This is a genomic window from Mesorhizobium sp. L48C026A00 (assembly GCF_000502375.1).
In the GTDB taxonomy this organism is placed as follows: domain Bacteria; phylum Pseudomonadota; class Alphaproteobacteria; order Rhizobiales; family Rhizobiaceae; genus Mesorhizobium; species Mesorhizobium muleiense.
Genome location: NZ_AYWU01000002.1, coordinates 429,011 through 449,083, shown reverse-complemented (window position 1 = coordinate 449,083; position 20,073 = coordinate 429,011). Strand labels below are relative to the sequence as shown.

Below are 20,073 nucleotides of genomic sequence, written 5' to 3'. Positions count from 1 at the left end.
CCCGAATGGTGAAATCCCCAACGGCAAAATCCTGGTTGCCCTACGTCGTGCTGGTCGCCGCCGCGGTGACGCTCGACCAGTGGGTGAAATATCTGGTCGAGACCGGCCTCCCTTTTCAGGAAAAGGTCGATCTTGTCCCGTTCCTGGCATTGTATCGCACCTACAACACCGGCATCGCCTTCTCGATGTTTTCGTCCTTCGGTGACACCGGCCTGGTGGTCATCGCCGCTTTCGTCGTCGCTTTCGTGCTCTATCTCGCGGCCCGAACTCCGCCCGGCCACGTGCTTACCCGCATCGGCTTTGCGCTGATCGTCGGCGGCGCGCTCGGCAATCTGTTCGACCGCGTTACCTATGGTCACGTGATCGACTACATCCTGTTTCACACCCCAATATGGTCCTTCGCCATCTTCAACCTCGCCGACGCCTTCATCGCGGTCGGCGCGGTGGTGGTCGTCCTCGACGAACTCATTGGTTGGCGGCGTGAGGCCAAGCCCTCAAGCGATTGACCTGGCCTTCTGCCGCCATACAGTGTCCCATTCAAGAAGCCCGAGGAGAAGACATGCCCGAAACCTTCAAAGCCATCCTCGTTTCGCGCGACGCCGAGAAGAAGCAGTCGGTCGCGATCACCGACCTTACCGAAGCCGATCTAATGGAAGGCGACGTCACCGTCGCCGTCGAGGCGACGACGGTGAACTACAAGGACGGCCTCGCCATATCCGGCAAGGCGCCGGTGATCCGCCGCTGGCCGCTGGTGCCGGGCATTGATTTCGCCGGCACCGTGATCTCGTCCTCCCATGCCGACTGGCGCACGGGGGACAAGGTCATATTGAACGGCTGGGGCGTCGGCGAGACGCATTTTGGCGCCTATGCCGAGCGCGCCCGTGTCAAGGGCGACTGGCTGGTGCCGCTGCCCCAGGGCATGAGCCCGCATGATGCGATGGCGGTCGGCACGGCAGGTTACACAGCCATGCTTTGCGTTATCGCGCTGGAACGGCACGGCATCGTGCCGGAACGCGGCCCCGTCGTGGTGACGGGCGCGGCCGGCGGCGTCGGCTCGGTCGCGGTTTCGATTCTGTCCAGCCTCGGCTATCACGTCACCGCCTCGACCGGCCGCAGCGCTGAAAGTCCATACCTGACCGACCTGGGTGCTTCGGAAGTGATTTCGCGCGACGAGCTTGCCCAGCCGGCAAAGCCGCTCGCCAAGGAACGCTGGGCCGGCGGCGTCGACGCGGTCGGCAGTCACACCCTGGCCAACGTCCTTTCGATGACCTCCTATGGCGGCGCCGTCGCCGCCTGCGGCCTGGCCGGCGGCATGGATCTGCCGACGAGCGTCGCCCCGTTCATCCTGCGCGGCGTGTGTCTGCTCGGCATCGATTCGGTGATGGCGCCAAAAACGGTCCGCATGGAGGCGTGGCGCCGCATCGGCACGGACCTCGACCTCCAGAAGCTCGCCAAACTGTCCACGACCATTGGCTTCGATGGCATCATCGACGCCGCGCACGATATCGTCGAGGGCAAGGTCCGCGGTCGCGTGGTGGTGGACATGTGAGCTCTTCCTTCTCCGGTTTTTAATGCATGTCGAGCAAAAGTATGACCCAGGGTGTGCAGCGGTGAAGCGCCTCGCATGAGGCCGGCCAAACGCGACGCGCTTCAGGAGCGGAGAGGCAAAAACCGCGCGACCGCTAAAATTCGAACGATCCGCGGCAATTTTCCATAATCTCTGTCTGGCAAGGGTTTCCGCATGGTCACGGAATCCGGCATCAGAGAAACAGAGAGCGCCGAAAACGTCGACGGGATCGGCCCGGAGGCGCCAAGCCGGCAGCATATCGCGGCGCCGCCACTGGCGCCTGAATTGCCCGCCGCCAATCGCGAAGGCCTGCCGTTCCTGATGCTCGTCGCCATCGTCGTGCTGGCGGGCCTGTCGCATCTGACCGGCGCGCCGATCTTCATCACCGTCGGGCTTTTGTCGACTGGCATGGCAGGCCTTGCCGTGCATCTGCGTGCCAGGCGCACGGCGCGCCGCACGGTTGCGCTGCTTGGCGAGACCGCAGCGCGCAGCCGCGCCGAGGTTGAGAGCCTGGCCGACCGCGTGTGGGAGATGCAGGAGAGCGAGGAACGCTTTCGCGGCTTGATCGACGCGCTTGGCGATCTCGTCGTCCATCGCGACCGTGACGGCCACATCGTCTATGCCAACAAGGTTTTCGCCGAGCTTGTCGGAGCCGACCAGCGCGACCTTGCCGGCAAGGCCCTGGCCGACCTCGGCATCGACGTCGGCATCGTTCCCGATGCCGCTTTTTCCGATCATGAATGCCTGAGCTCCACCGACGTCGCCATTAGAACACCGAGCGGCCCGCGCTGGTTCTCATGGATCGAACTGTCCGTGCGCGACAAGGAGAGCGGTGCCGTCTCGCATCGCGCCATCGCCCGCGACATTACCGCCCGCAAGCACGCCGAAACGTCGCTGATCACCGCCCGCGAGCGAGCCGAATATGCAAGCCAGGCCAAATCGCGCTTCCTCGCCACCGTCAGCCACGAGATCCGCACGCCGATGAACGGCATCATGGGCATGGCCAAGCTGCTGGCGGACACCGGGCTCTCGCCGCAACAACGGACCTATGTCGGCGCCATCTCGACCTCGGCCAGCGCGCTGCTGGCGCTGATCGAGGACCTGCTCGACTATTCCAAGATCGAGGCCGGCCGCTTCGATCCCGAACCGCAGCCAATGTCGGTGCGCGAGATCGCCGACAACATCGTAGAACTCCTGGCGGCGCGTGCTTTCGCCAAGAACATCGGCCTTGGCTGCCATGTCGAACCCGACGTGCCGCAGATGATATCAGCCGATCCTGGAAGAGTCAGGCAGGTGCTGCTCAACCTCATCGGCAACGCCATCAAGTTCACCGACAGCGGCGGCGTGTTGGTGAGCATCGCTCGTGCCCGCACCGAAACCACCGACCGCATATGCTTCACCGTCACCGACACCGGTCCCGGCCTGCAGGAGGACGACCTGGAGCGCATCTTCGACGAATTCGAACAGGCTGACGGCACGTCGACTCGCGCGCATGGCGGCGCCGGGCTCGGTCTTGCCATCTCCAGGCGCCTGGTGATCGCCATGGGCGGCACGATCTCGGTGTCGAGCCAGCTCGGCCAGGGTTCGGAATTCGTCTTCGAAATCCCTGCAATATCGGCCACCGAGCCGCCGCAGAGCCGTCGGGATGCGCTGTCAGGGCGGCGCGCCGTGATCCTGTCGAAGAACGCCATCGAGGCCGACGCCATCGCCCGCACCATCCGCGCCAATGGCGGCAAGGTCGATCTGGCCACCACCGCCGCCCAGGCAGCGTCCTTCGCCGAAGGCTGCGACGCGCTTTTGGTCGATGCGGCCATGGAGGAAGGCGACGGCAGGTTGCTCAAGCGCCTTCGCCAGAGCGGCTTTGCCGATTGCGAGGCGATCACACTGATCGCGCCAACCGACCGCGGCATGCTGGGCGAGTTCCGCGCCAGCGGCTACGCCACCTTTCTGGCAAGGCCGGTGCGTGGCGAAACGTTGCTTCGCGTGCTCTTGACCAGCAGCGTGCCTGCCCTCACCCAGCCGCAGCCGGAAAAGCGCGGCGCACCAACCGCCCGCGCCATTGGCGGCCGGCGGCGGGGCCTGTCCGTGCTGATCGCCGAGGATAACGACATCAACGCCATGCTTGCCCGTGCCACACTGCTAAAGGCCGGGCATCGCGTGAAACTGGTCGGCAACGGCAAGGCCGCCGTCGAGGCCATCACCGGCACCGACCACAAGTACCGCTTCGACGTGGTGCTGATGGACCTGCACATGCCTGTCATGGACGGGCTGGACGCGATCGCCGCCATCCGCCGGCACGAGGAGGAAACCGCCGTGTCGCCGGTTCCGATCATGGTGCTGTCGGCGGACAGTCAGGAAACGACCCGCCACGCAGTGCTCGCCCATGGCGCCAGCGGCTTCGTCACCAAGCCGCTCGACCCCGACGCGCTTGTCCATGCGGTCGAGGGTCACGTGGCCGCTTGATCCGCCGGCTATCCTTGCCTGGCTTACCTGCAGAACATAGCCGGTTGAAGGGTTGCCCAGCCGACGAAGTATTGCCGGCAGGGCCGTATCACGGTACTGTCACAATCCTGTTGCACCTACGCCGTATCCCCGTGCCAAGAGGGATGGCTCGAAGGAGAATCACTCGTGCATACAGTTATGCCGGAATGTGACGCTCGGCCGAACGCCAGGGGTGCTTTGCTCACCGGGCGCAACGTCGATGCTGTCATAAAAGGCGAAGCGCTTGGCCGTATCGGCAACCTCGAAGTGCGGCTCGCACGCAACGAGGCCGAGATCGCCGCCGCGCAGGAAGTGCGCTACCGGGTGTTCTATGACGAGCTCGGCGCCAAGAAAACCCTGTTTCAGGTGCAGGACCGCCGCGACGCCGACCATTTTGATCCGCTCTGTGATCATCTGCTCGTCTTCGACACCTCGCTGTCCGGTCCCGAGCATCGCCGCATTGTCGGCACCTACCGCCTGTTGCGGCAGGAGATCGCGGCAGCGGCCGGCGGCTTCTATTCCGAGGGCGAGTTTGAGCTGACCAATCTTATCGCCCGCCATCCCGGCCAGCGTTTCCTCGAGCTCGGCCGCTCCTGCGTCTTGCCGGAATACCGCTCGAAGCGCACCATCGAGGCGCTCTGGCAAGGTATCTGGGCCTATATCAACCATTATGGGATCGGCGTGATGACCGGTTGCGCCTCGTTCCCCGGCACCGTGCCGGCGGCACACGCCGAAGCGCTGACCTATCTCGCCCATCACTGCCGGACGAATTCGGCCTGGGACGTGCGCGCCGTCGCCGGCCGCTACTGTTCCATGGATTTGATGCCGATCGAGGCGGTCAACGCCAAGGCCGCGATCGCGGCGATGCCACCGCTGGTCAAGGGCTATCTGCGCGTCGGCGCGCGCATCGGCGACGGCTGCGTCATCGACCGCGAATTCTCGACGGTCGACGTGTTCGTGGTGATGCCGGTCAAGGAGATCGGCGCCCGCTACGTCAGCTATTATGGCGGGGAAGCCCAGCGCTTCGCCGCATGAGATTCCAATGAGTAGCGAATAGGGAGTAGCGAGTAGCGGGAGTTCCGCCAATTCGCTGCGGATCGTTGTCCCTATTCGCTACTGGCCCTCATTTCACGGAATATCTTCCGGCCGCCGGCCGGGCCGGCTCTTGTAGGACGGAAAGGCCCAGCCGAACTTAAGCGCGCCGCCACGCACGCAGAAAGCGGCTATGAAGCCCACCAGGCCCGAGGCGAGCGGCGGCAGTCCGGCGAGATCGCCTGTTGTAAACAGGATGGCGCCCGCAAGGGCGGCGGTGACATAGATTTCTGGTCTCAAGAGCACCGAAGCCTCACCGGCCAGCAGGTCGCGCAAGATTCCGCCGAACGTGGCGGTGAGCACGCCGGTAACAACGGACACGACCGGCGAGCCGGTGATGGCCAGGCCCTTGGCGGCACCCATCACCGAAAACGCGGCGAGGCCGACGGCGTCGAGCCAGAGCAGTAATTTCCAGCGGGATTCGAGACGGTGCGCCCCGAAAAAGACAAGCATCGCCACCACCGCGCAGATCAGCACATAGCCAGAGTTGGTAACCCAGAAGACCGGCAGATTGAGGATGACGTCACGAAACGTGCCACCGCCGATGCCGGTGACGCTGGCCAGGAACAGAAAGCCGATGATGTCGAGCTGCTTGCGCGAAGCGGCCAGCGCACCGGTCGCCGCGAAGACGGCGACACCGGCATAGTCGAGAAGCTCGATCGGGTTCAAGGGCATAGCGGAGTAGGAGAGCGGGTGAATAGGGATGTATGAATAGCACGAAGCCGTACGATTGGTACGGCTCCTTTACCCTACTGCCCCTACTGCCCTATTCCCTTAACTTACGCATCCTTCTCAGCTTGCTCATTCACCGGCCCTGGCTCGACCGGCGCTTCGCTTGCCACATGCTTGGGACCGCCCTTGGCAACGCCGACCATGGCCGGCCGCAACACCCGCTCACCGATCGAATAGCCTGGCTGCACGACCTGGACCACCGTGTTGGCCGGCACCTCCGGATTGGGCACCTCGAACATCGCCTGATGGAAATTCGGGTCGAATTTCTCGCCTTCCGGCTCGAGCTTCTTCACTCCGTGCCGCTCGAGCGCCGATAGCATAGCGCGCTCGGTGAGCTCGACGCCCTCGATCAGTGACTTCAAACCGGCATCACCTGACGCCTTGGACTCAGCCGGGATCGCATCCAGTGCGCGGCGCAGGTTGTCCGATACCGACAGCATGTCACGGGCGAAATTGGCAACCGCATAGGCGCGTGCATCGTGCACGTCACGGGCGGTACGGCGGCGCAGATTCTCCATCTCGGCTGCGGCGCGGAGCGCGCGGTCCTTCAACTCGTCGTTTTCCTTCAGCAGCCGCACAAGCGCTTCATAGTCGCCGTCGGCGCTGCCTTGCGTGTGTTCGGTGGCAGCCCCGGCCGTCTCGGCTTCATCGGGCGCGCGTTCGTCTTTTGCCTGGTCGCTCATCGCCGTTTCCCGTCATTTCAAATGATGTGGATTTTGTGCCCGATATCGAGGTTTGGCGGCCAAAAATCAAGGGGCAAGCGATACTGGACAGGCCGCTCGCGCTTTTGACGACGCATCATGGAGACCTTTCGATATTAATTCAAATTTTACTGTAACCACCGGCTTTGCTTGCCAAGATGCTGCGATAGGGGAACCATTCGTCTGCTGGAAGAGTTTCGAAACCGACACAGGATTTTGAGATGGCGACCCGCAACGACGGCGACCGTAAGAATGGCGCCCCCAACGATGACGAAAGACGTGAAAGGCTGGCGGCCGGCATCAGGCGCCAGTTCGGCACCGAGGCAACGATGCACTTTCTGCGCGCGTTGCCGGCGTTCCGGACGGAGAACGACATTCCCGATCGTTTCAGGGAATTGCTTGACCGCCTGGACGGCATCGAAAGCAGCGTAGCCGCCGGTGGCAACCGGCGATAGACAACACACACGCCTGTCGCTGCGCGCCATTGGCATGCCTTTTGCCGCAGCTTGCGCGTCGCGCGACAATTACCCGCAGTAACTTTGCGTGATACCTGGCTTGCGGCGACGAAATGGCCCGTCTATGCTTCCTGATGAACATGATTTCCCCCGAAGCTGTAGCGAACAGCAAGCGTGCCTGGTTGAAGATCCTGGCGCGCTACAAGAAACCTGACAGGCGGCGCAGCGCCGTCGAACTTGCCATCACCCTCATCCCCTTTGCTACGCTGTGGGCACTGTCCTCGGCTGCCTATGCCTATGGCCATTGGTGGGGTCTGATCCTCATCCTTCCGGCCGCCGGCTTTCTGGTGCGGATCTTCATGATCCAGCACGATTGCGGCCACGGCTCGTTCTTCGCCAATCGCACCGCCGACGACTGGATCGGCCGCGGGCTGGGCATCCTGACCTTGACGCCTTACGATTGCTGGCGGCGTGCCCACGCAACCCATCACGCCAGCGCCGGCAACCTCGATGAGCGCGGCACGGGCGACATCAGGACGCTGACTGTTGCCGAATATCGGCAAATGTCCTGGCGGGGCCGCCTTGCCTATCGTCTCTATCGCCATCCGCTCGTCATGTTCGGCCTCGGCCCCATTTGGCTTTTCATCTTTGAGCAGCGACTGCCGGTCGGCATGATGCGAGGCGGCCTCACGCCCTGGGTGTCGTCAATGGCCACCAACGTGGCCATCGCGGTTGCGGCCGCCGCCCTCATCTGGTTCGTCGGCCTCGAAGCGTTCCTGGTTGTCCACTTGCCCATCGTCGTTCTCGCCGGCTCCGCCGGCATCTGGCTGTTCTACGTCCAGCACCAGTTCGAGGAGACCGAGTGGGCAAAGGACTCCGAATGGGAGTTCCAGCATGCGGCCCTGCACGGCTCGTCCTATTATGACCTGCCGCCGGTGCTGAACTGGTTCACCGGCAATATCGGCGTCCATCACGTGCATCACCTCTCCGCCAAGGTGCCGTGCTATCGGCTCCAGGAGGTCCTGAGGGACTATCCGGAACTGCGCGAAATCGGCCGCGTCACGCTTCTCGACAGCCTGCGCTGCGTCAAGCTGGCGCTGTGGGATGAGAGCCGCAGCAAGCTGGTGTCGTTTCGCGAAGCGCGGATGACTGCGTAAAAGCATCACCCGAAAATCGAAATCGATTTTCGGAAGGATCATGCGCAGAATCAAGTTCTACAGCGTCCTTTGCGCGTCCCAAAAGGACGCGGCGCTGTAGAGCCGCCGCACCACTGGTGCGGCGGTTTCCAAGGCCCGACTCAAGCCGCCTTGCGTTCGTCGCGCATCAGGATCTCGCCGTGGCGGATCTCGGTGCCAAGCACTTTCAGGCATTCGCGCATGAAGGCGGCCAGCCCCGGCCAGCCCTTGGCCGACACCAGATTGCCGTCGACATGGGCGCCGGTCGGCGCGACATCGATGTAGGTGCCGCCAGCGAGCGTGACTTCCGGCTCGCAATACTGCAGCGCCGCGACTTCCCTGCCACGCAGCACGCCGTCGACCGCCATCAGGATCTGCGCGCCGTGGCAAATGGTGAAGATCGGCTTGCCGGTCTCGTGGAAATGCCGCACCAGCGCCTGCACGCGCTTGTCGATGCGGATATATTCCGGCCCGCGCCCGCCTGCCGCATAGACGGCATCGTATTCAGCCGGATTGACCTCGGAAAACGTCTTGTTGAGGATGTAGTCGTGGCCGAGCTTTTCCGTATAGGTCTGGTGACCCTCGAAGTCGTGCAGCGACGTCTTCAGGATATCGCCTGCCTTCTTGTCGGGACACACGACATGCACGGTGTGGCCGACCGCATGCATGGCCTGTTCAAAGACGAAAATCTCGTATTCCTCGCTGAACTCGCCAACGAGCATCAATATCTTCTTACCAGCCATTCCCGGTTCCTCCCTTGGTGGCGAATTTATTTCGGATCATGAAATAATAGGCCGTATCTTAAGGGGCGGATGCCGAAAATAAAAGATTGAATCGGCAAAGTGGTCCGACCAGATGCGACTTGCTCGGTGGGGAGATCAACCGGTGCGCACCCGCCGCCAGGAATATTTGGGGCCTTTGGCCTCCGGCTTCACGGTCGGCTGGTAGGACAGCGGCAGACCGCCGGTGCGGCCTTCCTCGAGCCGTTTCAGCAACACTGGATTTGATACTTCGAACTCGTCGAAGCCGAGGCGCAGCATATGCGGAAGCTGGTCGACCAGAACCTGCCCGGTGGCGCGGACCGCGCCCTCGAAACGGTAGCGGCTGCGCAGCAGTTCGCCCTTGGAGAAGGAGCGGCCGTCACTGAAAGCCGGGAAGGCCAGCGCCACCAGCGATATCTGGTCGAGCAGGTCCGCGATCTTTTCGAGCTGATCGCCGGGCTGAAGCAGCACGCCGAGGCGCTCCTTCGCCGACCGGCGCACCGCCGGATCGAGGTCGAGAAACACCTGCAGCGGCAGGATGAAGCGGCCATTGCCGGACAGTGCGTCGGCGCTCTCGGCATGACTCCACTCGTCCTCGCTAAAACCTGTCGGGGTCCAGAGGCGGGTGGCGTTTTTCACTATCGATTCACTCATCGAGAAATTCCCAAGTCCACAAAATTCTAAAGTTGAAAACGCTCGAGGGTGTGTTGAGATTCAGGACAGGCCGAGCCGAGAATGGTGGCTTCCGAGAACCGGAGCGGAGCGTACTTTGGGTACGTGAGCACCGGAAGCGCAGGAAGCCGCCATTCGCAAGGCCAGCCTCACCTGAATATCGACATACCCTAAAGCGATGCGTCGGTCAGCGACTTCTCCAGCCCCGACAAATGGATGCCGCACTCTGTCTTGGCGTGCCCCACCCAGCGGCCGCTGCGTGCATCCTCGCCCGGCTGCACCGGCTGCGTGCACGGGAAGCAGCCTATCGATAGATAGCCATAGGCGACCAGTGGATTCTCACGCAGCGCATGCGCGCGCATATAGTTGGCCTGGTCTGATGTCGTCCAATGCGCCAGCGGATTGATGCGGATGCGCGAGCCGACCGCTTCGAACACCGGCAGGGATGATCGCGTCGTCGCCTGAAAACGCTTGCGGCCGGTGAACCAGGCGCGGAACGGCTCGACGCCGCGCGCCAGCGGCTCGACCTTGCGAACACCGCAGCAGGCGTCGGTGTCGGTTTCGTTCAGATTACCGGCCGGATCGATCCGTTCGAGCGCCGCTTCTTCGGGCGTGATCACCCTGATATCGGTCAGCCCGAAATCGGCAACCAGCGCGTCGCGATAGCCGAGCGTCTCCTCGAAGTGCTTGCCGGTGTCGAGGAAGATGACCGGCAGCGTCCGGTCGATCTTGGCGATCATGTGCAGAAGCACTGCAGAATCCGCCCCGAACGACGAAACTGCGGCGATTTCACCGTGAAAGAATTCCCGGGCCGACCGCTCGATGATCTCCAGCGGCTTCAGATGACCATAGAGCGCATCGAGCCCCGCCGCTTCGGCGGCGATGCCGGCCTCGGCGTCGACAATACGATCAAGCGGCCTTGGCTTCGCCAGCATAGAGCGCCTCCTTGAACGGCGCGGGACCGACACGGCGGTAGGCGTCGATGAATTTTTCGTTTCTGTCGAGCCGGAGGCCGAGATAGGTCTCGACGATCTGCTCGATGGCGTCGGTGATCTCTGCCGAGCTGAAGCCGCGGCCGATGATCTCGCCGACCGAGGTGTTCTCGTCGGCCGAGCCGCCGAGCGTCACCTGGTAGAGTTCGGCGCCCTTCTTCTCGACGCCAAGGATGCCGATATGGCCGACATGGTGATGGCCGCAGGCATTGATGCAGCCGGAAATCTTCAGCTTCAGTTCGCCGATCTCGCGCTGCCGCTCTAGCGAAGCGAAACGACGCGAGATTTCCTGCGCCACCGGAATCGAGCGCGCCGTGGCCAGCGCGCAATAGTCGAGGCCCGGGCACGAGATGATGTCTGATATCAGGTTGGAATTGGCCGTCGCCAGTCCGATGTCGACCAGCGCGTCATAGACTGCCTTGAGGTCGGCCCGCGCGACATGCGGCAGGATCAGGTTCTGCTCATGGCTGACGCGCAGCTCGTCGAAAGCATATTTTTCGGCAAGGTCGGCGACCGCTTCCATCTGGCTGTCGGAGGCGTCGCCCGGCGCTTCGCCAATGGCCTTGAGCGAGATGGTCACGGCGGCATAATCGGGGTGACGGTGGGTCACCACGTTCTGGTCGAGCCACTCCGAAAAGCTCTTCGAATCGAGGCGGGCGAGCTTGACGGCCTCGTCGCCTTCCGGCCGTTCGACCAGCGCCGGTGGTGCGAAATAGGCATCGATGGTGCGGATGTCGGCTTCCGGCAGTTTTAGATCCGCATCCTTCAGCTGCTGCCATTCGGCCTCGACCTGGCGGGTGATCTCCTCGACGCCGGTCTCGTGGACGAGGATCTTGATGCGCGCCTTGTATTTGTTGTCGCGGCGGCCGTAGAGGTTGTAAACGCGCAGGATCGCCGTGCAATAGGACAGAAGGTCGGCCTCGGGCAGGAAGTCGCGGATCTTCTTGGCGATCATCGGCGTACGGCCCTGGCCGCCGCCGACATAGACGGCGAAACCGAGTTCGCCGGCAGCGTTCTTCTTCAAATGCAGGCCGATGTCATGCGTCTGGATGGCGGCGCGGTCGCGCTCCGCGCCGGTCACCGCGATCTTGAATTTTCTCGGCAGGAACGAGAATTCCGGATGCACCGACGACCATTGGCGCAGGATTTCCGCATAGGGACGCGGATCGGCCACCTCGTCGGCGGCGGCACCGGCAAAGTGGTCGGCGGTGACGTTGCGGATGCAGTTGCCGCTGGTCTGGATGGCGTGCATCTCGACGCTCGCCAGATCGGCCAGGATCGCCGGAATGTCCGACAGCGCCGGCCAGTTGAACTGGATGTTCTGGCGCGTCGTGAAATGGCCGTAGCCCTTGTCGTATTTGCGGGCGATGTGGCCAAGCATGCGCAACTGCTTGCTGTTCAGCGTGCCGTAAGGCACCGCGATGCGCAGCATGTAGGCGTGCAACTGCAGGTAGACGCCATTCATCAGCCGCAGCGGCCGGAACTGATCCTCGGTGATCTCGCCGGCAAGCCGCCGCGCGACCTGATCGCTGAACTCGGCGACGCGGGCCTGGACGAAATCGTGATCGAACTCATCGTAACGGTACATGTCTGGTCTTTCCGGGCGCGTCCGCCCGTTGTCTTCAATGTGGTCGTTTACGCCGCCCGGGCGGCTACCGGGCGGGCCTGCTTGCCCAGGTCGTTGCGGTTGGTCGGGCCGGCGGCGCGGATCTTTTCGCGCAGCCGGACCGGCTCGACGACACCATTGGCGACGGTCACGTCGATCAGATTGACGTCGACCACTTCATTATTGGCAGAGGCCGTGGCGCCGATCGCCTCCAGCCGGTCTTCAGCCGCCTTGTCATAGGCGACATCGGCATTGTCGATGGTCTCGGCCCAGCCGCCATTGGCGTACCAGACGGCTTCGCCGTCGGCGAGGCGGTTTGCAGTCAGGACTTTCATCGTTCAGCTCCTTCGGCGGCTGTTTGGGCCGCGCCTTCATGCCTGTGTGCCGCCAGCGGCTCGGAACGTTCAAAATTGGCGCCGGCGACCGCATCGCCGATGATGGTCATGACCGGACCGGTAAGGTCGGCGCGAATCTCCAGCGACGGCAGGTCGGCGAGCGTGCCGTGGAAACGGCGCCGGTTGGCAAGGCTGGCATTCTCGACCACGGCGACCGCAGTATCCGGCGACAGGCCGGCCTCGATCAGCCGGCCGGCAACCTCGGCCGCGACCGAGCGGCCCATATAGACGGCGACCGTGGCGCCGGAAATGGCGAGCTTTGCCCAGTCGGGCAGCGAATTTCCCTTGAGGTCGTGGCCGGTGGTGAACACCATCGACGACGACACGCCGCGCAGCGTCAGCGGCAGCTCGAAATCGGCGGCGGCGGCGAAGGCCGCGGTGACGCCCGGAACCACCTCATAGGCGATGCCGGCATCGCGCAGCGCTGCCATTTCCTCGCCCGCCCGGCCGAACACCAGCGGATCGCCGGATTTCAGCCGCACGACGCGCTTGCCGTCGCGGCCGAGCTCGATCAGCAGCGCATTGATCTCGGCTTGGCTCTTGGTGTGGCAGCCCTTGCGTTTGCCTACCGGCAGACGCTCGGCGTCGCGACGGCCCATGGCGACGATCGCCTCCAGCACCAGCGCATCATGGACGATGACATCGGCTTCCATCAGCAGCCGGTGGGCGCGCAGCGTCAGCAGGTCTTCGGCGCCGGGACCCGCGCCAACCAGGGCAATGTGACCCGATGCCGGCGCGTTCGAAAGCAACAGGTCGACGGCGGCACCGTGCGCCTGCGAAAGCTGGCCAGCCTCCATGGCGCGGGCCGGCGCGCCGCCGAAAAACTCGCTCCAGAAGCGGCGGCGGGCATTGCCTTTCGGCAGCAATCTCTCAACAGTGCCGCGCAACGAGGCAGCAAGCGAAGCAAGCGGCCCGAGCGACGGCGACAGCATGCGGTCGATGCGGCTGCGCAGCATCTGGGCAAGCACCGGTCCGGCCCCTTCCGTGCCGATGGCAATGGCGACCGGCGCGCGGTTGACCAGCGCCGGGGTGAAGAAATCGCACAGCTCCGGCCGGTCGACGGCATTGACCGGAATGCCCAGCCGGCGCGCATCCTCGGCAACGCGGCGGTCAAGCGCCTCGTTGCCGCTGGCAGCAAACACCATCACCGCGCCTTCGAGATGCGCGGCCTCATAGGCGGCAGCGATGTGGACGGCGCCATTCGCGGCGATGAAGGCCAGCAAATCATGCTCGGGGGCATCGGCTATGATGCGCAAGACGGCGCTCGACTGGCCGATCAGCCGCGCCTTGGCCAGAGCCTCCTCGCCGCCGCCGACGATGGCCACAGCTTCGCCAGCGACCCGCATAAAGACGGGAAAGGCGTTGAGCTTGGCGGGGGCCTGCGGCATACGAGCGGAATCCTGAATACGCTGTCGGTTTTACGCGCGGGCGCGAAAAAACAGAAGGAACGCACTCGCGCATCGCTTCGTGCGAAGCAATCGCTTTTCCGCAAGCACCAGAGGCAGGAGAAAAAAATTCCACACCCACGAGTGGAGCGGATCCAAGCCGCTGTTGCGAGCCTTGATCTGCGGCCGTTCTAGCGACAAGCGAGATATATTACAAAACACTTTTTTCTAAATTCTACCAATCTAATAGATTAAAGCCGACATGCGCTGAGCACCGTCATCCCCGTTGGTTGGCTTGCTCGCCGTGCTTGTCGTCACCGGAACATTCCTGCCTCGGCGCGCGTTTGTCTGTGCGAATCCGAGCCTGGCTGTCCAGCTGCGGCAATGGCTCCAGAGACGGGCCTGGAAAACCATGAAAAACAGAAAAAGGAGCGCTCCGGTGAACAACCTCAAGCTGAAACGCGGACTGTGGGTCGTGGTCGCCGACGGCGAGAAGGCACTGTTCCTCGAGAACCGCGGCGACACCCAATATCCCGACCTTCAGGTCGTGCAGGAGATGGAACAGGAAAATCCGGCGACGCGAGAGCAAGGTTCGGACCGCCCTGGCCGCTACAGCGATGGCCCATCCGTCCACCGCAGCGCAGTCGAGGACACTGACTGGCATCGCCTCGGCAAGGAGCGTTTCGCCGACGAAATTGCCGAGCGGCTGTACAAGCTCGCGCATCGCGGCGCCTTCAAGGAGATGGTGCTGATCGCACCGCCGCAGGTGCTAGGCGACATGCGCCGAAAACTGCACAAGGAAGTCGCCGAGAAAATCACAGTGGAAATTCCGAAGACGTTGACCAACCACACCATCGTCGACATCGAGAACCTGCTGCAGGCGGCCTGATCGCGGCGACCACTTTCAATCAATTCCGTCAACTGCCCGGCTTGATACATGGCGCCCAAAAGTGCGCCGAGGTTTGGATACCGGTATACGAAAGAACGAACTTAAGCGCGTCGCATGAATCGCTTCACTGTTTTTGATGGCGATGCCGGGTTACCTCACGGACAGAGAGTGGGGCGAAACACCATTCACACGTGCTGGCCGCCATTGATGTGGATTTCGGAGCCCGTCACATAAGACGCCTGCTGCGAGCACAGGAAGAAGATGATGTCGGCGACTTCGGCCGTGGTGCCCAGCCGTCGCAGCGGAATCGTCTCGACGATCTTTTCCGTGCCCGGCGACAGGATCGCCGTGTCGATCTCGCCGGGTGCGATGGCGTTGACGCGGATGCCGTGCGGGCCGAAATCATGCGCCATTTCGCGCGTCAGCGAGCCGAGCGCGGCCTTCGACGTCGCATAGGCGGTGCCGGCGAAGGGGTGCACCCGGGTGCCGGCGATCGAGGTGACGTTGACGATCGAGCCTTTGGCCGACGCCAATTCCCTAAACAATCCCCGCGCCAGCATGATCGGTGCGAAGAAATTGACCTGGAACACGTCGCGCCAGACGTGCATCGGCGTGTCGATCGAATTCATGCGGCTGTTGCCGTCCTTGAGCTTCGGCGAGATGCCGGCATTGTTGACCAGCGCATGAAGCTGACCGCCATGCGATTCCAGCCGATGGCGGATTTCCGAGATCGCGATGCCGACATCCTCCTGGTCGGCGAGATCGACCTTGATGTGGTCTTCCGGACCGGCCGGCCACGGGCAGTCTTCGGCAAAGGCCTGGCGCGAGCAGGTGATGACGCGCCAGCCTTCGCGCGAAAAGCGCTTGACCGTGGCATGGCCGATGCCGCGGCTGGCGCCGGTCAGCACGATGGTCTTTCTGGTGTCGGTCTCAGCCATTCGCGATCTCTCTAGGGCGACGTGCGTCCCTTTGGACGCACAAAGTACGCTCTAGCACTTTTAACCCGGAGATGTAGCGGAACACGGCAGCGATGACGAGGGGTCAGCCGCCGGTGAGGATGTCGAGGATCGAGGTCTGCCGCTTCTTGACCGGGCCGCCGACATCGCCGGGCGGCACCGGGCGCTTGATCGATGCGGTGGTGCTGTCACCGCCCGGCATGCCGAAGCCGCCGCCATCGACCGTTTCGGCTGGACGCACAGCGCGAGGCGATGACGCTTTTTGGGCGGACGGCGCGGATTGGCTGACCGAAGCGGACGGCACCGGCGCCGGTTGCGGCGTGTTGGACGGTATTTCGTCCTGCACGATCGTATCCGCAGGCGTCGACCTCCATGTTCCAGGCAGCGGCCGCACCGGCACGCCTTCATGCGCGGCGACCATGAATTCATGCCAGGCCTGCGCCGGCAGCGCGCCGCCGGTGACCTTCTTCATCGGACTGCCATCGTCATTGCCGAACCAGACGCCGGTGGTGAGATTGGCTGTATAGCCGATGAACCAGGCGTCGCGCGAATTCTGGCTGGTGCCGGTCTTGCCGGCGGCCGGCCAGGCAAAGGCCGCCTTCCTGGCAGTGCCGATTTCGACAGTGCCGGTCATCATCGAGTTCATCATACCGACGATCTCGGGCTTGACGACGCGCGGGGCGCCGCCGCCATTGTTGTCGTAGAGCACCTTGCCGCCGGCTGTCGTCACGCGGCGGATAAAATGGACGTCCGGCCGGTGGCCGCCATTGGCGAAGGGGACATAGGCCGACGTCAATTCAAGCGGCGTCACTTCAGAGGTGCCGAGCGCGATCGAGGTGTTGGCCGTGAGGTCGGACTGGATGCCCATGCGATGCGCCGCCTCGACGACGGCGTCAGGTCCGACTTCCATCGTCAGTTGGGCGGCCACCGAGTTCAGCGATTTCGCCAGCGCCGTCGCCAGCGTCACCTTGCCGAAATACTTGCCGCCGTAATTGGTTGGCGTCCATTTGCCTATTCTGATCGGCGCGTCATTGCGCACGCTGTCGGGCGTACGGCCGGCCTCCAGCGCCGCCATGTAAACAAAGGGCTTGAACGCCGAGCCCGGCTGGCGGCGCGCCTCCGAGGCGCGGTCGAACTGGCTGGTCGAATAATCATAGCCGCCGACCATGGCACGGACCGCGCCGGAATTGTCTATCGACACCAGCACGCCCTGGCTGGCATTGAGCTTTTTGCCGCTCCCGTCGATCAGCCGGCGGATCGATTGTTCAGCGAGCTTCTGCAGCGTGAGGTCGACGGTGGTGTCGACGATGATGTCGCCGCGCACGTCGCCGATCAGGTCGGGCAGTTCTTCCACGATGGTGTCGGCGACATAGTTTTCCGAGCCCGTCCAGTAGGATGCCACCCGCGACGCCGGCGCGCTCATCGCCGTGGTCAGTTCCTTGGCGCTGATCTTGCCTTCGTCCCGCATGGCGGCGAGAACAAGCTGCGAGCGCTGCTCGGCGGCCTTCGGGTCACGCGCCGGAGACAGTCGCGACGGCGCTTTCAACAGGCCGGCGAGGAGCGCGGCCTCCGGCAACGTGACGTCGCGCGCGCTCTTGCCGAAATAGCGGCGCGAGGCCGCTTCGACACCATAGGCGCCGGAGCCGAAATAGACCCGGTTGAGATACATTTCGAGGATCTGGTCCTTGGTGTGCTTGTGCTCGAGCCACAGCGCCAGAAGCACTTCCTGCACCTTGCGTTCCAGCGTGCGATCGGGTGTCAGGAACAGGTTTTTCGCCAATTGCTGGGTCAGCGTCGAGCCGCCCTGCGAAAAACGCCCGCCGAGAACGTTGGCCACCATGGCTCTGGACAGACCGATCGGGTCGATGCCCAAATGCGAATAGAAGCGGCGATCTTCGATGGCGATGACGGCTTCGGGAATATAGGTCGACATTTCATGCAGGCCGACGGCTTCGCCGCCGCTCATGCCGCGATTGGCAAGCAGCTTTCCGTCGACGGAGACGATCCTGATATTGGGTGCGCGGTCGGGAATGGCCCAGGTGGTGGCCGCCGGCATTTTCGCACCGTAATAGACAACGATGCCGGCGGTGGCGATGCCGCCCCAGATGGCCAGAACGAAGCACCAGTAGGCCAACCGGCCGAGCACGCCGAACAGGCCGCGCCGGCTTTTGCCGCGTCCTCGACGCGACGATTTTGTCTTGGCCGATTGGCGCTTTGCAGAGGTCTTGCGGTTGCTCGGCACGACGCGATCCTCCTCGCTCACCGAAAAACCGGCCGAGGATTTCGCCCGTGGCGGTCCCTCGAAGCTCGGTTCGATGCGGCTGTCTCTGCGGTTCGCCATGCGCTGTGCTGTCTGTCCCGATGCCTATCGCATCGGCCCGAAACTCGCAATTTTCGGGCCGATGCGAAGCTTCAAAGTCGTAGAGCGCACTCTGTGCGTCCGAACGGACGCACGTCGCTCCATGGCGTTCGGGGTGAAGAATAGATGCGGCGATTTAAGGGCGGGTTAAATGGTTCAAAGTTAGTTCAATGCGTTACGGCACGTCACCGCTCCGTTCCTTGCTCCTGGCGGTCGGCAACAATGGCGTCTATCGCGAGACGGCGGAGCGTTCTCGCATTTCGGCATCAACTGCCCAGCCGCAGTCGTTCGGCGCGGACCGCCAATAGCAAGGTAGCCGCAATCTATGCTCGTCATTAGAGCGCGATCGGTAAAGTGCGTTCGATCGCGCTCTAACCCATTGAATCTACGCATGACCTTGTTACCAAAGTTACGCGTACTGGGGATCATGCGTTAGCCAATCGCAGCACGAACGGAAAGCGCTGCCCAGGATGATTGCATCGTCTCGCCCACATGGCAGTAGCAGACAATTTCGTGGAGCTCATCGTCGGTCAATTCGAAGAAACGCTTTGCTTCGCCATAAGTATCGTCTTTCAGCCCCTCATCGCGCAGGACCGAATCCTCGAAGGCAACCGATATTGGCGAGCCTTCGCCACGCATAATGTCGCGCTCGGGTGACGAACGATATTCGGTCCCGATAAGTGCGGTGAGGAGTCGGTTGGGCTGCCGTTCAAGAAGTTTTGACCAACGTTCGAGACGCTGGGTTCGGTCCATTGCAGGAGGTGTTGGGTCTCTGTGTACCTTTGCCACCGTATGCAGTTGGTCCAGTGTTTGGTGCCTCATGGCAACCTCCTAATAGTAGGTGGGTTGGCCCCAAACTCCCTGTACCAAGATCATACCGCGAATGTGTCGATACGTCACTCTCATTCCATATCCGGCTTGGCTTCTATCCGGGTGCATCGAAGGATGGAGCGGCCCCTGCCTTATCGTCAATTTTCGGCCTGATAGGGTTAGATCATCGGCACCTCTGCCGTGCCACCCCAACGCCGCTCAGTTCTGCTGGATCGAAATGCCTTTGTCGTCGATCTTGAGTTCCACGCCCTCCGGCCTGGTTTGCTCGCGATAGACATAGATGCCGAGCGCGATGACCACGACGACGAGCGCGCCGATGACGAGATAGAGCATGTTCTGTTTCATGGCGCGCCTTGATGTGCTTCGCAGGATCAGGCCTGCTTCACCAGCTTGATCAGCACGAGCAGGATCACCGCGCCGATCGTGGCGTGGATAATGGAGGCAAGTATGCCACCGCCTATGGCGAATCCCAGCCTTGGGAAGAGCAAGCCGGCTATCAAGGCGCCGACGATGCCGACGACGATATTGCCGATCAGGCCGAGGCCGAAACCCTTGACGATCAAGCCGGCGAGCCAGCCGGCGATGGCGCCGATGATGATGAAGACAAGCAGGCTCTCAGTACCCATTGCAGATCCCTCCCGAGCGAATGGTCGCGGAGCGGAAAGCTCCGAATCGACCTCCGATTGCAACAGGTCCAACCTATTGGAAAGAAGCCGGCCCCGCCAGCGGCGTCATTCGCCGTCGTCATCCCCGGATGCAGGCCGCCAGCTGATCGGCTCGATCTTTCTTTGCGTATGACCGTCTGTATAGGCCCACCAGCCGGTGTCGTTCTCGTCCCAGTCGCCGCCGGCCGCTTTCAGCCGGTCGAGCGACCTGTACTGCGCGATGGATTCGTTCATCACCCCGTCGCTGTCCTTCCAGTAGACGGTGACCTTGGAGCCATCCCTGGGTGCTGTTTCGATTGGTTTTCTGGCAGCCATTTCATCCCCTCCATCGATCGATAGAACGTCGAGGCGAACGCCTG

The 20,073-nt window shown here is 62.9% G+C and carries 21 protein-coding genes; 7 read left to right on the top strand and 14 right to left on the bottom strand.

Features of this window, described 5'->3' with window-relative positions; all coding sequences use genetic code 11:
- The first annotated feature begins 5 nt into the window (after positions 1-5).
- The 4 genes from lspA (at position 6) to X738_RS49170 (ending at position 5,083) form a co-directional block, all read left to right on the top strand.
- Positions 6-506: a signal peptidase II gene (gene lspA / locus X738_RS49185; RefSeq protein ID WP_031254192.1), complete on the top strand. Its 501-nt coding sequence runs from the start codon at positions 6-8 to the stop codon at positions 504-506.
- A 53-nt stretch (positions 507-559) separates the two neighbouring features.
- Positions 560-1,549 (top strand): acrylyl-CoA reductase (NADPH), encoded by a 990-nt coding sequence (gene acuI / locus X738_RS49180; protein WP_023797435.1) that lies wholly within the window; start codon positions 560-562, stop codon positions 1,547-1,549.
- Between the two features lie 192 nt (positions 1,550-1,741).
- Positions 1,742-4,030 (top strand): ATP-binding protein, encoded by a 2,289-nt coding sequence (locus tag X738_RS49175; RefSeq protein WP_023797434.1) that lies wholly within the window; start codon positions 1,742-1,744, stop codon positions 4,028-4,030.
- Between the two features lie 165 nt (positions 4,031-4,195).
- Positions 4,196-5,083, top strand: coding sequence for a GNAT family N-acetyltransferase (locus X738_RS49170; protein WP_084833614.1), 888 nt, complete (start codon positions 4,196-4,198; stop codon positions 5,081-5,083).
- A gap of 93 nt (positions 5,084-5,176) precedes the next feature.
- Here X738_RS49170 and X738_RS49165 read toward each other — a convergent pair whose 3' ends face one another.
- Together X738_RS49165 and grpE are read right to left on the bottom strand one after the other, a co-directional pair.
- On the bottom strand, positions 5,177-5,809 hold the full coding sequence (locus tag X738_RS49165; protein ID WP_023797432.1) for a trimeric intracellular cation channel family protein: 633 nt from the start codon (positions 5,807-5,809) through the stop codon (positions 5,177-5,179).
- Between the two features lie 110 nt (positions 5,810-5,919).
- On the bottom strand, positions 5,920-6,555 hold the full coding sequence (grpE, locus tag X738_RS49160; RefSeq protein WP_023797431.1) for a nucleotide exchange factor GrpE: 636 nt from the start codon (positions 6,553-6,555) through the stop codon (positions 5,920-5,922).
- A gap of 239 nt (positions 6,556-6,794) precedes the next feature.
- Between grpE and X738_RS49155 the strand changes: the two genes are divergently transcribed.
- Positions 6,795-7,028, top strand: a complete 234-nt coding sequence (locus X738_RS49155; protein WP_023797430.1) for a hypothetical protein — start codon at positions 6,795-6,797, stop codon at positions 7,026-7,028.
- A gap of 134 nt (positions 7,029-7,162) precedes the next feature.
- Positions 7,163-8,185 carry a fatty acid desaturase gene (locus X738_RS49150; RefSeq protein ID WP_023797429.1) on the top strand — a complete coding sequence of 341 codons (1,023 nt, stop codon included), beginning with the start codon at positions 7,163-7,165 and terminating at the stop codon, positions 8,183-8,185.
- A 140-nt stretch (positions 8,186-8,325) separates the two neighbouring features.
- Here the strand turns inward: X738_RS49150 and X738_RS49145 are convergent, their stop codons facing one another.
- From X738_RS49145 to cysG, 6 genes are all read right to left on the bottom strand, one after another.
- Positions 8,326-8,946, bottom strand: coding sequence for a DJ-1/PfpI family protein (locus tag X738_RS49145; RefSeq protein ID WP_023797428.1), 621 nt, complete (start codon positions 8,944-8,946; stop codon positions 8,326-8,328).
- 135 nt (positions 8,947-9,081) lie between these two features.
- A complete protein-coding gene (locus tag X738_RS49140; protein WP_023797427.1) occupies positions 9,082-9,618 on the bottom strand; it encodes a DUF934 domain-containing protein in 537 nt (178 codons plus the stop codon).
- Positions 9,619-9,806: 188 nt separating this feature from the next.
- Positions 9,807-10,571, bottom strand: coding sequence for a phosphoadenylyl-sulfate reductase (locus tag X738_RS49135; protein WP_023797426.1), 765 nt, complete (start codon positions 10,569-10,571; stop codon positions 9,807-9,809).
- A complete protein-coding gene (locus X738_RS49130; protein WP_023797425.1) occupies positions 10,546-12,216 on the bottom strand; it encodes a nitrite/sulfite reductase in 1,671 nt (556 codons plus the stop codon). Before X738_RS49130 ends, X738_RS49135 begins: the two co-directional genes overlap by 26 nt.
- A 47-nt stretch (positions 12,217-12,263) precedes the next feature.
- Positions 12,264-12,569, bottom strand: a complete 306-nt coding sequence (locus tag X738_RS49125) for a DUF2849 domain-containing protein (protein ID WP_023797424.1) — start codon at positions 12,567-12,569, stop codon at positions 12,264-12,266.
- On the bottom strand, positions 12,566-14,017 hold the full coding sequence (gene cysG / locus X738_RS49120; protein ID WP_023797423.1) for a siroheme synthase CysG: 1,452 nt from the start codon (positions 14,015-14,017) through the stop codon (positions 12,566-12,568). The genes X738_RS49125 and cysG overlap by 4 nt, the downstream gene beginning before the upstream one ends.
- 436 nt (positions 14,018-14,453) lie before the next feature.
- Here cysG and X738_RS49115 point away from each other — a divergent pair, with 436 nt between their 5' ends.
- On the top strand, positions 14,454-14,903 hold the full coding sequence (locus X738_RS49115) for a baeRF12 domain-containing protein (RefSeq protein ID WP_023797422.1): 450 nt from the start codon (positions 14,454-14,456) through the stop codon (positions 14,901-14,903).
- 185 nt (positions 14,904-15,088) lie between these two features.
- On the opposite strand, the gene X738_RS49110 is transcribed toward X738_RS49115, so the two are convergent.
- The 6 genes from X738_RS49110 to X738_RS49085 form a co-directional block, all read right to left on the bottom strand.
- Entirely contained in the window at positions 15,089-15,841 is a 753-nt protein-coding gene (locus tag X738_RS49110) for an SDR family NAD(P)-dependent oxidoreductase (RefSeq protein WP_023797421.1), read from the bottom strand.
- 103 nt (positions 15,842-15,944) lie between these two features.
- Positions 15,945-18,200 (bottom strand): transglycosylase domain-containing protein, encoded by a 2,256-nt coding sequence (locus X738_RS49105; RefSeq protein ID WP_023797420.1) that lies wholly within the window; start codon positions 18,198-18,200, stop codon positions 15,945-15,947.
- A gap of 450 nt (positions 18,201-18,650) precedes the next feature.
- On the bottom strand, positions 18,651-19,040 hold the full coding sequence (locus X738_RS49100; protein WP_023797418.1) for a hypothetical protein: 390 nt from the start codon (positions 19,038-19,040) through the stop codon (positions 18,651-18,653).
- Between the two features lie 207 nt (positions 19,041-19,247).
- Positions 19,248-19,394, bottom strand: a complete 147-nt coding sequence (locus X738_RS82190) for a hypothetical protein (protein WP_023797417.1) — start codon at positions 19,392-19,394, stop codon at positions 19,248-19,250.
- Between the two features lie 26 nt (positions 19,395-19,420).
- The gene (locus tag X738_RS49090; protein ID WP_023797416.1) at positions 19,421-19,675 is read right to left on the bottom strand and encodes a GlsB/YeaQ/YmgE family stress response membrane protein; all 255 of its coding nucleotides are present in this window, start codon (positions 19,673-19,675) and stop codon (positions 19,421-19,423) included.
- Positions 19,676-19,780: 105 nt separating this feature from the next.
- The gene (locus X738_RS49085; protein WP_023797415.1) at positions 19,781-20,029 is read right to left on the bottom strand and encodes a hypothetical protein; all 249 of its coding nucleotides are present in this window, start codon (positions 20,027-20,029) and stop codon (positions 19,781-19,783) included.
- Positions 20,030-20,073: the final 44 nt, after the last annotated feature.